Origin of the sequence: Lysinibacillus irui (genome assembly GCF_028877475.1) — a bacterium.
Taxonomy (GTDB): Bacteria; Bacillota; Bacilli; order Bacillales_A; family Planococcaceae; genus Lysinibacillus; species Lysinibacillus irui.
The window spans coordinates 1,022,669-1,039,571 of sequence record NZ_CP113527.1 but is presented as its reverse complement, the minus strand read 5'-3'; the positions used below and the strand labels follow the sequence as shown (position 1 = coordinate 1,039,571).

Below are 16,903 nucleotides of genomic sequence, written 5' to 3'. Positions count from 1 at the left end.
CTTGCTTGGCTCACTGTCCCGCAGAAGTGTCGCGAATTTATTTATATCTATCTTATCAAAATTATACGAAAGCCTCTATCAAAAGCATTGACTTCCAGTTATAACCGCCCAGTAATAAACCATTAATTTTTACGGAAAAATTCGTTTAAGTGATCAATTACTTCTTCTTTTTTCCATTCAAACGTTTCACCTGTTTGACGGAATTTCACTTCTACAATACCTTCAGTTGCTTTTTTACCAACTGTTACACGAACAGGTAAACCAATTAAATCAGCATCAGCAAATTTTACACCCGCACGTTCAGCACGATCATCTAAAAGAACATCATAACGATATGATTTTAATAAGCCGTATAGCTCATCTGCTAAAGCAACCTGTGCCTCATCTTTCGTATTAACAGGAACAACATGAATATCGTATGGTGCTAATTGTGCTGGCCATGTAAAGCCATTTTCATCTTGGAAGTGCTCAGCTACAGCAGCTAAAATACGAGAAACACCAATACCATAGCAACCCATAATAAATGGTTGGGCCTTCCCTTGCTCGTCTAAGAAAGTACCATTCATTTTAGCAGAGTATGTAGTACCTAATTTGAAAATATGACCAACTTCAATACCTTCCGCAAATTTGATAATACCTTGTCCATCTGGAGAAGGGTCTCCCTCTTGAATAAAACGAATATCTAAATAATCATTCACAGCAAAATCGCGCTCTGGGTTGACATTTACTAAATGGAATCCATCCTCATTTGCACCTGCAATACCATTACGAATTGATTTAATCGCATGATCTGCAACTACTTTTACATCGACAGGTAATTTCACAGGTCCAATTGAACCCACGCCACAGCCTAATAAGTCACGAATTGCTGCTTCACTTGCTAGTTCCACAGAGCCTGCTTCAAGTGCATTTTTCAATTTAATATCATTGATTTCATGATCCCCACGCGCTAGGACCACAACAAGCTCTCCATCCACGTCAAAAACTAAAGATTTAATGACATTGGCAGGCTCTACTTTTAAGAATGCTGATACTTCTTCAATTGTTTTTTGATCTGGGGTAGCTACTTTTTCAACTTCTTTTAAAGCCTCATCAGAAGGTTGATAGTTGACAATTACTTCAGCCATTTCAATATTAGCCGCATAATCAGATGAATCTGAATAGGCAATCGTATCTTCTCCAATTTCAGAAAGCACCATAAATTCATGTGTGCCTTTCCCACCGATAGATCCCGCATCTGCAATAACAGCACGGTAGTTTAAGCCTAAACGAGAGAAAATATTAGAATATGCACGATACATATCTTCATACGTTTCATCTAAGCTTTCTCGTGATGCATGGAAAGAATAAGCATCTTTCATAATAAACTCTCTTCCTCGTAGTAAGCCAAAGCGAGGACGTTTTTCATCACGGAACTTTGTTTGAATTTGATACAATGTTAACGGTAATTTTTTATAGGATTTAATTTCATCACGCACTAAAGTGGTAATCACTTCTTCATGTGTTGGTCCTAAGGCGAAATCACGATCATGACGATCTTTTAAGCGCATTAATTCTGGACCGTACTTTTCCCAGCGACCTGACTCCTGCCAAAGCTCTGCAGATTGTAGTGATGGCATTAAAAGCTCAATTGAATTGATCGCTTCCATTTCTTCACGAATAATTGTTTCAATTTTTGTTAAGACACGTTTTGCAAGCGGTAAATACGAGTATACCCCACTTGTATTTTGACGAATAAACCCTGCACGTAGTAATTGCTTATGTGACTTTACCTCAGCATCAGCAGGTACTTCACGTAACGTTGGGATAAATGTTTTACTTTGCTTCATTCAGTGTTCCACCTTTTTCAATAGATAAGTTTATACTCTCAATAGCATAAACAAATTTAGCTTTGAGCGCAATGTTTCATAGAAAATGCGCTCAAAGCTAGAAAATCAAACTTCATTTAACTGTAATTTATCGGAATAGCTAATCAATATTAAAAGAAGAATCTTTGTATATCGTTCCATGTAACGACCACCATTAAGATCATTAGTAGCACAATTCCTACAAAATGAACAATTCCTTCTTTTTGACGATCAATTGGTTTTCCTCGTAAAGCTTCAAAGCCAAAGAATAATAAACGACCACCGTCAAGTGCAGGTAATGGAAGTAGGTTCATAATCCCTAAGTTAATACTTAACATGGCTGCCCAATTCATTAAGTTCATAATACCATACTGGGCTACTTGCTCAGTTGCTTTATAAATACCTACCGGACCTGAAAGTGCATCAATGGTAAACTTACCTGTAATCAGCATACCTAGCAGTTCAAAAATTTTAACGGTCATATTATAAGTTTCTTGAGCTCCATATACAACAGCTTTTAATGGATTAAATTCTCTTGGGCTTTCATAACGAACACCAATTTGTCCATATTTTTCGCCATCTTGTTGTTGGACTTCTTTTACTGTCATATTCAAGTTAACGGATTGTCCATTTCGATCAACAGTCACCTTAATATCTTCGTTCGGATGGTCTTGAACGATGGCAGCTAAATCCTGCCATTTTTCAACAACTTGTCCATTAATGGCCGTTACTTTATCCCCTGCAAGCATTCCTGCCTGTGCAGCAGGATCATTTTCAACTACTTCAGTGATGATAGGCTCGTATGTTGGGACACCATGGATTAATCCAATCACTAAGTAAATAACAAATGCCAAAATAAAGTTAAACAATGGACCAGCAAAGATTGTCATCGCTCGTTGACCAACTGTTTTTGCATTAAACTGACGATCATGCGGTGCAATGACCAGTTCACGACCATTTTCCACGAGAACACAATCTCTTGCTACTTGATAGCGAACTAGGCGCTCTTCTTCATCATAGCCCTCTACAAACAAGTCCTTCTCTAAATCAGCACGCTCAACTTCTAAAAATAATAAATCTGGTAGCTGCTTATTATTTTGATTGAAAATAATTTTTTTAACAATATTATCCTCATTTACAATGAGTCCTATTCGGTAGCCTGGCTGTAATTCAGTACCATCCATATCCTCGCCGGCCATACGTACGTATCCTCCGATAGGCAATAAACGAATAGTATACATTGTTTCTCCATGCGTTTTCCCATAAATTTTGGGACCCATTCCGATGGCAAATTCACGTACTAAGATACCTGCACGTTTAGCGAATAAGAAATGTCCAAGTTCATGGAAGAAGACGAGCATACCAAATATTAATATAAATGCAATGGCTGTTTGCATAATACCCCACCTTTAATAGCGATTAGTTAACGATACATTGCTCTCGTTATTTTACCATGTCTAACACTATTTTTCTTGTCTCACTGTCCACATGTAAAATTGTTTGTAGATCTGGTACTGCAATGTTTTGATGCGCTTGCATCACACGTTCAATCGTCTCATCAATTTCAAGGAATGTGATTTTTCCTTGTAAAAAGGCTGCAACTGCTGCTTCGTTTGCTGCATTCATTGCTGTTAAAATAGTACCACCCATACGTCCAGCCTCATACGCTAAACGCAAAGCTGGGTAACGCTCAAAGTCCATCTCTTGAAAATGGAGCTGACCAATTTGTGCTAAATTTAGCCGCTGACCATTATGTAACGGTATACGATCTGGGTAGCTTAAAGCATATTGGATTGGTACTCGCATATCTGGTGTGCCTAACTGAGCAATGACACTAGTATCATGATACTCAACTAGAGAGTGAATAATACTTTCTCTATGCAAAAGTACATCGATTTTATCATACGGCATATCAAATAATACATGTGCTTCGATGACTTCTAACCCTTTATTCATCATTGTTGCGGAATCAATGGTAATCTTTGCACCCATAGACCAATTCGGATGATTTAGTGCATCAGCAACCGTAACATGCTTTAATTGATCTCGAGTCTTATCACGGAAGCTACCACCTGAAGCCGTAATAATTAGACGTTCAATATTTTTAGGGTTTTCTCCATTCATTGATTGGAAAATTGCAGAGTGCTCACTATCAACAGGTAAAATAGTTGCTTTGTGTTTTTTAGCTTCTGCCATCACTAAATGACCAGCCGTTACAAGTGTTTCTTTATTAGCAATAGCAATTGTTTTTCCCATACGAATAGCTGCTAATGTTGATTCTAGTCCCACACTTCCAAGCACTGCATTGACTAGAACTGTGGACTCCGGATGTGTCGCAACTTCAACAAGTCCTTTTGCCCCAAATGTAAACTGGATTTGAGGATACTCCTTTGCAAGTGAACATGCGTCTTCTTCAAGCTGCACAGACACTAGCTCAGGCTTTAATGTTTCAATCATTTCTCTAGTTTTTTCAATGTTTCTTCCTGATGAAAATGCCACTAATTGAAAGGCATCACGTTGATCTTTTAAAATATCGTAGGTTTGCCAACCGATTGAACCAGTTGCACCCAATAAACTAATTTTTTTCACAACAAGTTGTCCCCTTTTTCTATCTAAGCAAATGATTTCACAAGATGTCTCGACGTAATGATTAATTATTGAACAAATGTAAAAAATGGAGCAGAGGCACGACAAATAGTAGACTATCAAAGCGATCTAAAATTCCACCATGCCCTGGTAAAATATTACCTGAATCCTTTACATCAAAATGACGCTTGATAGCCGATTCTACCAGATCGCCCATTTGACCAATAATGGAGGCAAAAATCGTGACAAAGACAAGTGAGATATAACCATTTGCAAATGGATAGATAAGTTGCATACCAATTGCAAATATGACTGCAATAACAATGCCACCTATAAAACCTTCAATTGTTTTCTTTGGTGAGATTTCTGGCCATAACTTATTTTTACCTAGTTTTCGTCCTACAAAATAGGCACCTGAATCTGTTGTCCATACAACTAATAAACAATAGACAACATACTCTAATCCAACATTTCTTGTTTCAATTAAGTAATGGAATCCTAACCCTACATAAAATGCACCTAATAAAATAAAGCCAACTTCGTCGAAAGTGATTTTATTTTTTACAAGGACCACGTAAATAAGTAGTAGCATCATTAAGCCATAGACTACCATTAAATTAGACGAATAGCCAATTGTCTCTACAAGCTTGTCACTCCAGTTCCCCGGAATGACAAGCAAAATTAAGGTTACTAAACCTAAGAAACCTGGTACAGAAAAAATGGAGATACCTTTCATTTTTAATATTTCATAAAAACCAACAATAGCCATTGCAAGCACAAGAATTGTGAACGGTACTTTACCATAAATAACGAATGGTATGAAAAGTGCTGCTGCAATTATTGCCGTGATAATTCGTTGTTTCAAGTTGTTTCTTCTCCCTTCAACCCACCGTAACGGCGATTACGTTTCTGATAGTTTTCGACCGCTTCCAGTAAGTTTTCCTCGCTAAAATCTGGCCACAATGTATCTGTAAACCAAAATTCTGTATAGGCGAGCTGCCATAACATAAAGTTACTTAATCGTACTTCACCACTTGTACGAATTAATAGATCTGGTTCAGGCAGATGAGCCGTCATCAAATGAGAGGTTAAGCAATCTTCTGTTATGTCTTGCATCGTTAAATGACCGTCCTGCACTTTTTGAAGCATCATTTTCATGGCATTGACCATTTCAGAACGACTGCCATAATTTAGCGCAAAATTTAAGATAAGCCCTGTATTATGTTTCGTTTCTTCCATTGCCTCATACAATGCTTTTTGCGTATGGGCAGGCAATAAAGATGGGTCTCCAATCATTTCGACACGTACATTACGCTCCATCATTTCTGGTAGAAAGGAACCTAAAAACTCAACTGGTAGTCGCATAAGAAAATCCACCTCTGGCTTTGGTCGCTTCCAATTCTCCGTAGAAAATGCATATACGGTTAAGACTTTAATACCTAGGTCTGACGCAAATCTTGTTACCTTACGTACTGTCTTCATTCCTTCATGATGACCAGCAACACGTGGCATCGCTCGTTTTTTCGCCCAACGTCCATTTCCGTCCATAATAATCGCTACATGGGCAGGAATCGGCTCGCTTTTAGCAAGGTCCACACGCTCCTCCAATGATAGTGTATCCATATTTATTTGTTTACCTAATAGCTTTTTAAACATGCTAACTCCCCCACTACAACTAATCGGACGTATACTAACCTATCATAACAAACAAAAGCGCTTTTTGTCTTTTTTTTCCCCTCTAAATTGACTATGTATGTACTAGCTTATTTTAGAACTATACACATATTAAAGAATGAGTTTGTTAAAAATTTGATGATTGTGTCATAAATGATCTTTTCTAAATTTCTTTATCAGCACATCGCTATGAACAATAAAGAGAAAAGACGTCCTGTTATGTATAGGACGCCTTCATCTCCTCAAAAAGTTCCATCAAGACATGTAAATCGTGTCGTTTACACCTCTAAAATTTCTTTTTCTTTATCTTTCGCTACTTGATCTACTTTCACAATGAATTCATCTGTTAACTTTTGGATATCATCACCGTAGCCTCGTAGATCATCTTCTGTGATTTCGCCAGCTTTTTCAAGTTTTTTCAAATCATCATTTGCATCACGTCGAACATTACGTACAGCGATTTTTGCATCTTCCGCTTCTTTTTTCACTTGCTTTACTAGCTCCTTACGACGTTCTTCCGTTAGAGCTGGAATCATTAAACGAATAACAGAACCATCATTTGTTGGTGTGATACCGATATCTGATTTCATAATTGCTTTTTCAATATCACCTAGAATTGTTTTATCGTAAGGTGTAATTACTAATAAACGAGCTTCCGGTATTGATACACCACCAAGTTGATTAATTGGTGTTGGTGCACCATAATAGTCAACCATAATACGATCTAATAAAGATGCGTTTGCACGGCCTGCACGAATAGATGCTAGTTCACGTGTGAAAGCTGCGATTGTTTTATTCATTTTTTCTTTTGCTTGTTCTAATACTTGTTTAGTCATTATGCATTCCTCCTAACAACTGTTCCGATTTTTTCACCTTGTACAGCACGTTTAATGTTACCTGGCTCCGTAATTGAGAAAACAATTAGCGGGATATCGTTATCCATACATAAAGTTGAAGCCGTTGAATCCATTACTTGTAAGCCTTGTTGGATAACGTCTAAGTATGTGAGTGTATCATATTTAATGGCTGTCTCATCCACTTTTGGATCTGCCGAATAAACGCCATCGACATTGTTTTTAGCCATTAAAATCGCATCTGCATCAATTTCTGCTGCGCGTAATGCGGCCGTCGTATCAGTAGAGAAGAACGGATTACCTGTCCCTGCTGCAAAGATTACAACACGTTTTTTCTCTAAATGTCTAACTGCTTTACGACGAATGTATGGCTCTGCTACTTGTGTCATCACAATAGAAGATTGAACACGTGTTTCAATGCCTAATTTTTCAAGAGCATCTTGTAGAGCAAGAGAGTTCATGACTGTTGCTAACATCCCCATATAGTCGGCTGCTGCACGATCCATTCCCATTTCACTACCAATTTTCCCACGCCATATATTACCGCCACCAACAACAACAGCAACTTCTACATCAAGATCTACTACTTCTTTTACTTCTTCTGCAACAGCCTTGATTATTTTTGGTGATAAACCGAAGCCCGCTTCTCCAGCTAACGCTTCACCACTTAATTTAATAACTACTCGTTTATATTGCGGCACACTCATTGTAAACCTCCGTAAGACTTTATTTAAAACCTCTCTATTCTCTTTTCCATTATAGTATATCTAACAATAATTGCTAGTTGTGAATAAGGCAGAATAGAAAATTATATGCATTTTTTTCGTGCATTTCGGAAAAATAGGGAACACGCTATGTTGTGTTCCCCATTTTTTGTCTAGAAAATCTAGATATTATTTGATTAGTATCAAATGCAAGCTAAATTAGTTACCTTTAACTTGGCTCATTACTTCTTCTGCGAAGTTATCTTCACGTTTTTCGATACCTTCACCTACAGCGTAACGTACGAAGCCGTTTACAGAACCACCAGTAGAAGCTACGAAGTCACGTACTTTTTGATCTGAGTTTTTAACGAATGTTTGATCAAGTAAGCAAACATCTTCGAAATATTTACCAAGACGACCTTCAACCATTTTAGCAACGATGTTTTCTGGTTTACCTTCGTTAAGAGCTTGTTCAGTTAATACTTTACGCTCACGTTCAACTTCTTCAGCTGAAACTTCATCACGAGAAACATAAGTTGGGTTGATTGCTGCGATGTGCATAGCAACATCTTTAGCAGCTGCAGCATCAGTAGAACCTTCTAAAGTTACTAATACACCAATACGGCCGCCCATGTGTAAGTAAGAACCGAATGCATCTGCATCAGATTTAGTTTTGATTTCGAAACGACGAAGTGTAATTTTTTCACCAATTGTTGCAACAGCTGTAGAAATTTGATCTTCAATTTTTACACCTTCAGCATTTACAAGTTCTAATGCAGCTTCTACTGATGCTGGTTTAGCAGCAAGTAATTGCTCTGCTAAAGAAGCAACTAATACTTGGAATTTTTCGTTTTTAGCAACAAAGTCAGTTTCAGCATTTACTTCTAGGATAATTGCTTCGTTACCTTGTTCTAAAATGTAAGTTGTACCCTCAGCAGCGATACGGTCAGCTTTCTTAGCAGCTGAAGAAAGACCTTTTTCACGTAGGAAGTCGATTGCAGCTTCTAAGTCGCCATCAGTTTGTACTAACGCTTTTTTACAATCCATCATACCAGCGCCAGTTTTTTCGCGTAATTCTTTTACTAATTGTGCAGTAATGTTTGCCATTTAGTGTTTCCTCCTCAAATTGGTTGAACTATTAATGATAGGTTCTAAAAAAGGTGATAAGGGTTTTGAGCCACTTATCACCTTTTTGTAAACGTGAATTACTCAGCAGCAGCTTCTACAGCTGGAGCTTCTTCTTCACCTTGTTTTGACTCGATTAAAGCGTCAGCCATTTTTGCAGTTAAAAGTTTAACAGCGCGAATAGCATCATCGTTAGCAGGGATTACGTAGTCGATTTCATCTGGATCACAGTTAGTATCAACAATACCTACTAGAGGGATGTTTAATTTACGAGCTTCAGCAACCGCAATACGTTCTTTACGTGGGTCAACCACGAACATTACGTCTGGAAGATCGTGCATATCACGGATACCGCCTAAGAATTTGATTAGACGTTCGTGTTCTTTTTTAAGTTGGATTACTTCTTTTTTAGGAAGAACTTCGAAAGTTCCTTCTTCTTCCATTTTTTCGATTTCTTTCATACGTGCAACACGTTTTTGAATTGTACCGAAGTTTGTAAGAGTACCACCTAACCAACGTTGGTTGATGTAGTAGTTGCCTGAACGTTCAGCTTCGTCTTTGATCGCTTCTTGTGCTTGTTTTTTCGTACCAACGAAAAGAACTTTACCACCGTCTTGACCAACTTGACGCATGAAGTCATAAGCTTCCTCTAATTTTTTAACAGTTTTTTGTAAGTCGATGATGTAGATCCCGTTACGTTCAACGAAGATATATTTCTTCATTTTTGGGTTCCAACGACGAGTTTGGTGACCGAAATGTACACCAGCTTCAAGTAATTGTTTCATAGAAATTACTGACATGTGAATTTCCTCCTAGTATGTTTGGTTTTTATCCTCCGCATTTATCATCTGCAACAAGCTACCCTAAGCTTAGAGCACCACTTACTACATCAAAATGCGTGTGTAGTAATAACACCATTTGCAACTATATCATAGCTTTAACTGATTCGCAACAATTTAGTAGTGAAATTTCAGTAAAAGCTCGATTTCTGTTTTGCCCTTTTGTAGTTGTTTCGCTATTTCCTCTGTTGATTTACCCTGCTTTGCTAATTCTAAAGCTTGTTGTTCCACTGTCAGTACTTTTTCAAGTTTCTTTTGCTCCTCTACTTTTGGTAGCGAGGCTGATTGCATCCTTTTTGAACTTGTATGCTGCTGACGGGAATAAGCATTCGCTACAACATTTTTAGGCACATAGCTACGAGATTCTTTATCTAAATTTAGAGAACTATCACTATGAGACTCTTGTACTGCTGGTGAAGATGCCCTTTCCTTTGGTGCTCTAATGTGTTCTGCTTGCAGCATGCTACCCGCCGCTACTTCTGGTTGAGAAACATTTTGTAATTCTTTAATAAGACGATCATTTTCATCTTTCATTTCAGTTAAATAGACACTAATCGTATCGTCCATTTCCCGCATTAAGCGTTCTTGTTTCTTTTCCAAATCTTTAAACTTTGCTAGCTTTGTATTTAAAATAATAAGGAAGTAAAATGAAAGTAACTGTAAAAAGAATAGTACCGCTATTAGTATGGTTGTCATTGTAAACTCCTATCCACTGAAATCCACGAAATTGCCTTTAAACGGATGCTTTGCCTGTTTTTCTTGTTGATCCCGTTTCTTTTTCTTCTTTTTATAAATACCCTTTAAATATTCCCCACCTGCATCTTCATCCTCACTAATTTCGTCCATACCTTCTGATGTATTGACAATTTTCTGCTTGCGTTCTACTTCCTTTTTTAATGCTTCATTTGCATGTGCTTGTTGGGCTGATACTTGTTGCTGAGCCTGATCTGCGATTTTTCCAGCTTCAAATGTTTTTGGAATAGCAATTTGCAATTCGACACCTTTTAAACTCATTGGAATCTCTCCCCTAAGGATATTTACGCATTAATCATTTCACTAGATAATAGCTTTCTTAGCTTTAATAGCGCTTTTGAATGAATTTGAGAAATACGTGATGTTGATAGCTCAAGCATTTCGCCAATTTCAGTCAATGTTAATTCCTCTGTGTAAAATAGACTAAGTACAAGTTGTTCTTTTTCATTGAGCTTTTGAATATTTTCAGCCAAATCTTCTAGCAACTCTGCTTTAATAACAGTTTGTTCGGGTGTTTTTGTCGTATCATCCCGAATAACAAATGACTTACCTTCTACTTCTTCCTGATCTTGTTGTTCATTAATGGAAAGAACATTGGAAAAAAAGTGCTCCTGCACCGTCTGATAAACATCTTCAATTGGTACATTCATATGCTCCGCAAGTTCCTCAGGTGTTACATGACGCATATATTTTTGTTCTAATCGCTCAATTTGAGCATCTAATTTTTTGGCCTTTTCACGCGCAGAACGCGGTAACCAGTCTTCCTTACGTAGACCATCTATGATTGCTCCTCTCACTCGAAACGAAGCATATGTATCAAATTTTAAATCTCTGTTGATATCAAACTTATTTAAAGCATCAAAAAGTCCTACCATACCTAAACTCGTTAAATCATCTCGTGAAACGCTCTTTGGTAAACCAGCACCAATACGTTGGACATGATAAGACACTAAAGAAATATATTTTTTTATAAGTAAATCACCAGCATCTGGATCACGCTCATGTATCCATCGATTCCATAGTTTTTGCTCATCGTTCAGAATTGGTTGTGTCATGAAATCCACCTCTCTAAAAAACGCTTTTACACGCCCGTTTGCCACTGACTACATGCGCTCCTAAAATTTTTCATTCAACAGGATTTCTCGGTTTTTAAATCCACATTAAAGTTAATCTAGACGTGAACCCCGAAAAGCAAAAAAATCAATAAGCTGTTGCCATCTTTCCTATATTATAACAAGAATCGACTATAATTTCATTTGTTTCTCTTAGTCTCTAATATATTCCTTTAGTTTTTATTTACATAGAAAAACTGTATCCTCGTTATGATGAACGTGTTGGATACAGTTCTTATTCTGATGAAATGATTAAACTTTAATTTAGAAAGGCAGTCCTAAAATAAATGGCTCTCCTCTATTAACAAATGGTACGACAACAAGAAGTCCAATAAACGGTATGATTGCTAAAAGTTTGATAAGTTTCAACGTATATTCTCTAAATATTACAATATAGCGTAGTAACAGGAACAATAGAAGTAATTAAGCCATTGTCAATTAATATATGTACCTTTTCTGTAATAGTCTCGATTGCTAAGCTATTCTCATAGTGAGAGCCCTTTCTAATAGAGCATTTATCCAAAATGTAGAGCCCTACATGTTTTTCCACCTTGTCCTACAAACTATTAAAATATTAAGAACAAATGAGTAAGGGATGGCTATTTTACTGGAATTTAGGTGTGCCATCCCATCATCAAATGTTAAATTGTATTGGAAACAATATTACCATTGAAAATAGTGGCCATGCGGCGAGATCTGCGGGCTATTGCTTCAGCAGAGCAAGAAGCCTCAACTAATACTATGTTTGCGCTATCTCCTACTTTTGGCCATACTTGTTCGCCAGCTTGATTAAGCGGTGTTTTTCCTCCTGTAATAAAATGGAGCGTTTGTGCTAATGAGCGCTCATTTCCCCATCCTGAACTTTTTGCCAAACGGCCTGCTCGTTCTAATAAATCCCCATTACCAAATGGTGACCAAACATCAAAGATATTGTCACAACCAATCGCAACAGGTACTCCTTTACTGTGTAATAAACCAACAGGTGGGAATTTTCTACGTAAAGGAACACTTGTCACAATCGTGATGCCCGCATCACATAAAATATCTGCCATTTCTTCTGCCTCGGCTTTAGAAACATCTCCTAATCCAAATGCATGACTAATCGCTACCTTGCCTTGTAAACCAGCTTCTTTAGTCAATTGGGCTAATCGTTTCATTGTAAATGTCCCCAGTTGATCTGGATCATGTAAATGCAAATCAATCCCTACATTTCCTTCAACAGCTAGTTCCACCATTTGTTGTAGAGAGGCTTCAATATCACCATCAACTGTAGCAGGATCAACCCCTCCTACAAGGTCGACACCCATATGGAGGGCCTCTCTTACTAAATTTGCTGCCTTCGTTCGTAAGAGCCCATGTTGTGGAAAGGCAACGATTTCATAGGACAGCTTTCCTTCAAATGTATTTAAAGCTTTTTGAACTTCCTCTAAATTTTTCAAGCCTACCTCAGGATATAAATCCACATGCGTACGGACATGTGTCACGCCGGCTTGCACATAACGAGCCAGTAGCTCCTCTGCACGTTGTTGTGTGGTTGTGTGCAATGTTGGCAGCACCTCTTTTTCAATCTCAAAGCGTTCAAAAATATTGTTAGCAGGTGTGACTGCGCGCCATTGATCGCTTAAGAGTGTTTTGTCCAGATGACAATGTTTTTCTATAAATGAAGGTAGTGCTAATAATTGTTTCATATCGTTTTTCGGGAAATCATCATGTAATCGACTATCAGCAGAAACTATTTCTGCGATTTTTCCATCTTTGATTAAGAGATGAGAACAAGCCGTATTTGTCTTGCAAACCATTCCATTTTCAATTTGATAACCCGTTTCAAGACGTACATTAGTTAACCAGAAAGTAGAATTCATTCTATAACGATCCCTTCTTTTTCAAAAATTAAAGTTCTCCTGAAACGACATTTCCTTTAAAGAGTACTGCCACTCGTCTTGCTCTTCTTGCTATTGCTTCTGCTGAACAAGTTGCTTCAACAAAAACAACATCCGCTTCATCTCCAATATTCGGCCAAACAAGTTGTCCCTCACTGTTTAAAGGTGTCACGCCTCCAGTAATATACTTTAGACTTTGAGCAAGTGAATGTTCATCACTTAAACCAAAGCGTTCAGCTAGTGTTCCTGCTTTTTCTAAGCTGTCACCCATACCGAATGGCGACCAGTGATCCGTAATACTATCATCTCCTAAAGAGATTTGTACTCCTTTTTGATCTAATAATGGAATAGGAATTGTCTGACCTATTGGAACTGATGAGGTAATATCAATACTATGGTACGCTAGCAACGCTGCTACTTCAGTTGCCTCTTCCCTAGAAACATCCGCAAGAGCCATCGCATGACTAATTGTCACCCTTCCCTGCCACCCTGCTTCCTCGGTTAAGGCTGCTAATCGTTTAAAGGTAAAGATGCCTAAATGACCTGGATCATGGATATGTAAATCAACATTTGCATTTGCTTCCACTGCTAGCTCCATTACCGTTTGTAATGATTTCTCAATGTTTTCATCGATTGTCGCTGGATCTACGCCACCTACTAGTGACGCTCCACTACGTAATGCTTCTCTTACTAAAGAAACGGAGTCACTACGCAATAACCCATGCTGTGGGAAAGCCACGATCTCTAAAGCTACCTTATTTCGAAAGGCCTCTTTTGCTCGTAACACAGCTTCTAGATTTTTCAAACCAATAAACGGATCGATATTACAATGCGTCCGAATATGTGTTGAACCAGCGTGTAAAAGTAAATCTAATAACTTTTTCGCTCGTTCCTCTGCAACAGGCAATAAGCTTGGAAGTAGTACCTCTTCTTCTTTTAACCTTGTGATAAGACCTTCTGTTGGTATCGAAGGAGCCTTCCACGGCCCGCCAAAATATGTTTTATCAATATGAATATGCATATCTCTAAAAGCAGGAAGCATTAAATAACTTCGTGCATCTCGTTTAGGTAAATCCGTTTCTAGCGGCTGATCTCCACTAATTATCTGCTTTATTTCCCCATTTTCAATGAGAACATTAAAAAGAGCTGTTTTGGTTCCTGTAACAGTCCCCTTATCGTAATGATAAGCCGTTTCTAATCGTACATTTATTAACCAATATGCTGTTGGCGTCATTCATTGAACCTCCTAAAATTTATTGAAGATTAACTAGTTGAACCATTTGAATGGCTCTCTCTTTTGGGGGTAAAGATAGTTGATTGTAGACATAATCTTGACTAGGGTTACTAGCATTATAAAAATAAACAGTTGAGATTTTAGAAAAATAGACGGCACTTAAACACATAGGACACGGTTCAGTACTCGCATACATTTCGCAACCTTCTAAACTAGTCGTTTTCAATGTATGACAAGCTTGTCTTATTGCTTGAATCTCTGCATGATTCGTTAGATCATTGGTAACTGTCACTTCATTCACGCCAGACCCTATCACTTGGCCATCTTTTACTACAATGGCGCCAAAAGGAGCACCATGTTTCGTACTTTCATTTTCCCGCGCTAAGTCAAGCACTTGTTTCATAAAGTCTTGCCGTTTCATATCTTTCCCTCCTAGAAATGCGAAATTCGCTATTCCACTGCCTCTTCATTCCAAATGATGATAAAAAAAGATGCCCTGAAAAATTTCTAGTCAAAACATTTCGTCTTTTTACGGTACAAACAATGGCATCCTTGTCCTTTTCATAGCCCTTTTCAAGAAGTGATTACAAGGACTCATTCTATGATAAACGTCAAATCTTTTTATAATTTGAAGTTTTCTGATTAAAAGCTATATCCTTTGTACAATATGCTAACACGAAGACTGCATATATGAATAATATAAAAAAAATTAGTTTTACTTATGTTTTTCATATAATAAAGCCTATACAGACCAATAAAAAAAAGCCGCTATTCGCGACTCTCTTTTATGCATTCACTTGTTGTTCTTCTCGATTCATCATTGTTCGTACTACTTGTGCAATTTCTTCAGAATTCTCATCTTGAAATTCTACCGTTGAATTAGCTGCTGGAGTTTCTGCTTCTTTCGCTGAATCAAGTCCATTTTCCCCTAAATCACTTTCATCTACTTCCTCATTTACCTCTGGGGTAAACATGATGTAAGCAATTAAAAAACGCACTATATACATCAATAAAAATACAATTATTGCTACAATAAATGAGCCGATAATAATTCGCAGAGGAGTATACGGTTTTAGAAAAGTGCTAAAAAAATAAAGAGAAAAGGCAATTAAAGCTCCCCAGAGATTATAAAATATAGAACCAAACATTAGATTTCGCTCACTCCTTGGTTAACTGTTCGAATATGTAATATTGACGTTGCAGGATTAAATTCAATCGTTCTACCACTATTTCCACCAGTATCCTCGGCCACTAAAGGAATGCTGTGCTTCTTTAATTCCTGTTTGACAGCTTCTACATTACGGGGACCAATGCGCATTGTATCTTTATCAGACGTAAATTGAAACATTTGCGCGCCCCCTGCAATTTTTGCCTTTAGTTTAAATTTTTGAACGCCTTCTAACTTCAATAAATCAATCATTGCAGCAATACCCGTATCAGCAAATTTTGCTACATTGATTGACTCTGCTCTGCCTAAATTTGAATCTGGTAACATCACATGGATTAAACCAGCAATTTTTTTTGACTCATCATATAAAATAACGCCAACACAAGAACCAAGACCAGAAGTTCGAATTGTGTTAGGAAGTTTTACTACATCCATTTGTGCAATTCCCACTTTAATCACTTGTCCACTACTACTGCTTAACATCATCATGAAACCCCTAATGATTTAAAAATTGCATCGAAAGAGTCAGGATCTGGTAGTAGGAAGAAATGACCTCTCACTGTTTCGTGGTCTTCCACACCTTCTTCAAAAATGGATGTATTTATAACAATAACATTATCACTCACATGTGATAATTCAATTAAACCAATGCTTATAATAGCTCCAAACATATCAACGCTTAGACCGGGCACAGTCGGGTAAATTTTTAAATTAGTAAAGTCCGAAAGAGCAGATAAATAGGAGCCAGATAAAATATTCCCCATCTCTTGCATAGCAGATAAACCTAAATCTGAAACAGGTCGTTTTTTAAAGTCAAATGAGTCATCGAAAATAAGACGACGAATAAAGCGGTTAGCTTGTTCGATAGGTAAAATAAAGAACATACTGCCCTCTGCATCACCTTCAATGCGAAGATAAATACCAACAACGACATTTTCTGATCCGCCAGCCAACTCCATCATATCGTTAAAGGACACCATTTCTACCTTTGGTACCCGCATATCAATTTTTTTCCCAAGTAAATTGGAAAGTGCTGTCGCGGCATGCGCAGCACCAATGTTTCCAATTTCCTTTAATACATCTAAATGTAGTGATGTAATCTTTTGATTAAATGTCATTATCGATCC

General features: G+C 37.5%; 18 protein-coding genes. All 18 read right to left on the bottom strand.

The window, feature by feature from the left end:
- Positions 1 to 122: 122 nt before the first annotated feature.
- The 18 genes from OU989_RS04915 to OU989_RS04830 all read right to left on the bottom strand — a co-directional run bounded on the left by OU989_RS04915 (position 123) and on the right by OU989_RS04830 (position 16,894).
- Positions 123 to 1,829, bottom strand: a complete 1,707-nt coding sequence (locus tag OU989_RS04915; RefSeq protein WP_274796003.1) for a proline--tRNA ligase — start codon at positions 1,827 to 1,829, stop codon at positions 123 to 125.
- Positions 1,830 to 1,978: 149 nt separating this feature from the next.
- Entirely contained in the window at positions 1,979 to 3,244 is a 1,266-nt protein-coding gene (rseP, locus tag OU989_RS04910) for an RIP metalloprotease RseP (RefSeq protein ID WP_274796001.1), read from the bottom strand.
- A 46-nt stretch (positions 3,245 to 3,290) separates the two neighbouring features.
- On the bottom strand, positions 3,291 to 4,436 hold the full coding sequence (gene dxr / locus OU989_RS04905) for a 1-deoxy-D-xylulose-5-phosphate reductoisomerase (RefSeq protein ID WP_274795999.1): 1,146 nt from the start codon (positions 4,434 to 4,436) through the stop codon (positions 3,291 to 3,293).
- Between the two features lie 61 nt (positions 4,437 to 4,497).
- Positions 4,498 to 5,298, bottom strand: coding sequence for a phosphatidate cytidylyltransferase (locus OU989_RS04900; protein ID WP_274795998.1), 801 nt, complete (start codon positions 5,296 to 5,298; stop codon positions 4,498 to 4,500).
- Positions 5,295 to 6,089 carry an undecaprenyl pyrophosphate synthase gene (locus OU989_RS04895; RefSeq protein ID WP_274795997.1) on the bottom strand — a complete coding sequence of 265 codons (795 nt, stop codon included), beginning with the start codon at positions 6,087 to 6,089 and terminating at the stop codon, positions 5,295 to 5,297. The genes OU989_RS04900 and OU989_RS04895 overlap by 4 nt, the downstream gene beginning before the upstream one ends.
- A gap of 296 nt (positions 6,090 to 6,385) precedes the next feature.
- The gene (frr, locus tag OU989_RS04890) at positions 6,386 to 6,943 is read right to left on the bottom strand and encodes a ribosome recycling factor (RefSeq protein ID WP_274795996.1); all 558 of its coding nucleotides are present in this window, start codon (positions 6,941 to 6,943) and stop codon (positions 6,386 to 6,388) included.
- The gene (gene pyrH / locus OU989_RS04885; protein ID WP_274795995.1) at positions 6,943 to 7,668 is read right to left on the bottom strand and encodes a UMP kinase; all 726 of its coding nucleotides are present in this window, start codon (positions 7,666 to 7,668) and stop codon (positions 6,943 to 6,945) included. The genes frr and pyrH overlap by 1 nt, the downstream gene beginning before the upstream one ends.
- A gap of 216 nt (positions 7,669 to 7,884) precedes the next feature.
- A complete protein-coding gene (gene tsf, locus OU989_RS04880; RefSeq protein WP_274795994.1) occupies positions 7,885 to 8,772 on the bottom strand; it encodes a translation elongation factor Ts in 888 nt (295 codons plus the stop codon).
- Positions 8,773 to 8,870: 98 nt separating this feature from the next.
- A complete protein-coding gene (rpsB, locus tag OU989_RS04875) occupies positions 8,871 to 9,590 on the bottom strand; it encodes a 30S ribosomal protein S2 (RefSeq protein WP_274795993.1) in 720 nt (239 codons plus the stop codon).
- A gap of 156 nt (positions 9,591 to 9,746) precedes the next feature.
- Positions 9,747 to 10,325, bottom strand: a complete 579-nt coding sequence (locus tag OU989_RS04870) for a hypothetical protein (protein WP_274795992.1) — start codon at positions 10,323 to 10,325, stop codon at positions 9,747 to 9,749.
- A 9-nt stretch (positions 10,326 to 10,334) separates the two neighbouring features.
- Complete coding sequence (locus tag OU989_RS04865) at positions 10,335 to 10,643, bottom strand: RNA polymerase subunit sigma (protein ID WP_274795991.1); 309 nt, start codon at positions 10,641 to 10,643, stop codon at positions 10,335 to 10,337.
- A 23-nt stretch (positions 10,644 to 10,666) separates the two neighbouring features.
- Complete coding sequence (locus OU989_RS04860) at positions 10,667 to 11,437, bottom strand: FliA/WhiG family RNA polymerase sigma factor (protein ID WP_274795990.1); 771 nt, start codon at positions 11,435 to 11,437, stop codon at positions 10,667 to 10,669.
- Positions 11,438 to 12,135: 698 nt separating this feature from the next.
- Complete coding sequence (locus OU989_RS04855) at positions 12,136 to 13,356, bottom strand: amidohydrolase (protein ID WP_274795989.1); 1,221 nt, start codon at positions 13,354 to 13,356, stop codon at positions 12,136 to 12,138.
- Between the two features lie 28 nt (positions 13,357 to 13,384).
- The gene (locus tag OU989_RS04850; protein WP_274795988.1) at positions 13,385 to 14,608 is read right to left on the bottom strand and encodes an amidohydrolase; all 1,224 of its coding nucleotides are present in this window, start codon (positions 14,606 to 14,608) and stop codon (positions 13,385 to 13,387) included.
- 19 nt (positions 14,609 to 14,627) lie between these two features.
- Complete coding sequence (locus OU989_RS04845) at positions 14,628 to 15,029, bottom strand: nucleoside deaminase (RefSeq protein ID WP_274795987.1); 402 nt, start codon at positions 15,027 to 15,029, stop codon at positions 14,628 to 14,630.
- Positions 15,030 to 15,393: 364 nt separating this feature from the next.
- A complete protein-coding gene (locus tag OU989_RS04840; protein ID WP_274795986.1) occupies positions 15,394 to 15,756 on the bottom strand; it encodes a hypothetical protein in 363 nt (120 codons plus the stop codon).
- Entirely contained in the window at positions 15,756 to 16,262 is a 507-nt protein-coding gene (locus OU989_RS04835; protein WP_396631730.1) for a chemotaxis protein CheD, read from the bottom strand. The genes OU989_RS04840 and OU989_RS04835 overlap by 1 nt, the downstream gene beginning before the upstream one ends.
- On the bottom strand, positions 16,262 to 16,894 hold the full coding sequence (locus tag OU989_RS04830; protein ID WP_274795985.1) for a chemotaxis protein CheC: 633 nt from the start codon (positions 16,892 to 16,894) through the stop codon (positions 16,262 to 16,264). The genes OU989_RS04835 and OU989_RS04830 overlap by 1 nt, the downstream gene beginning before the upstream one ends.
- Positions 16,895 to 16,903: the final 9 nt, after the last annotated feature.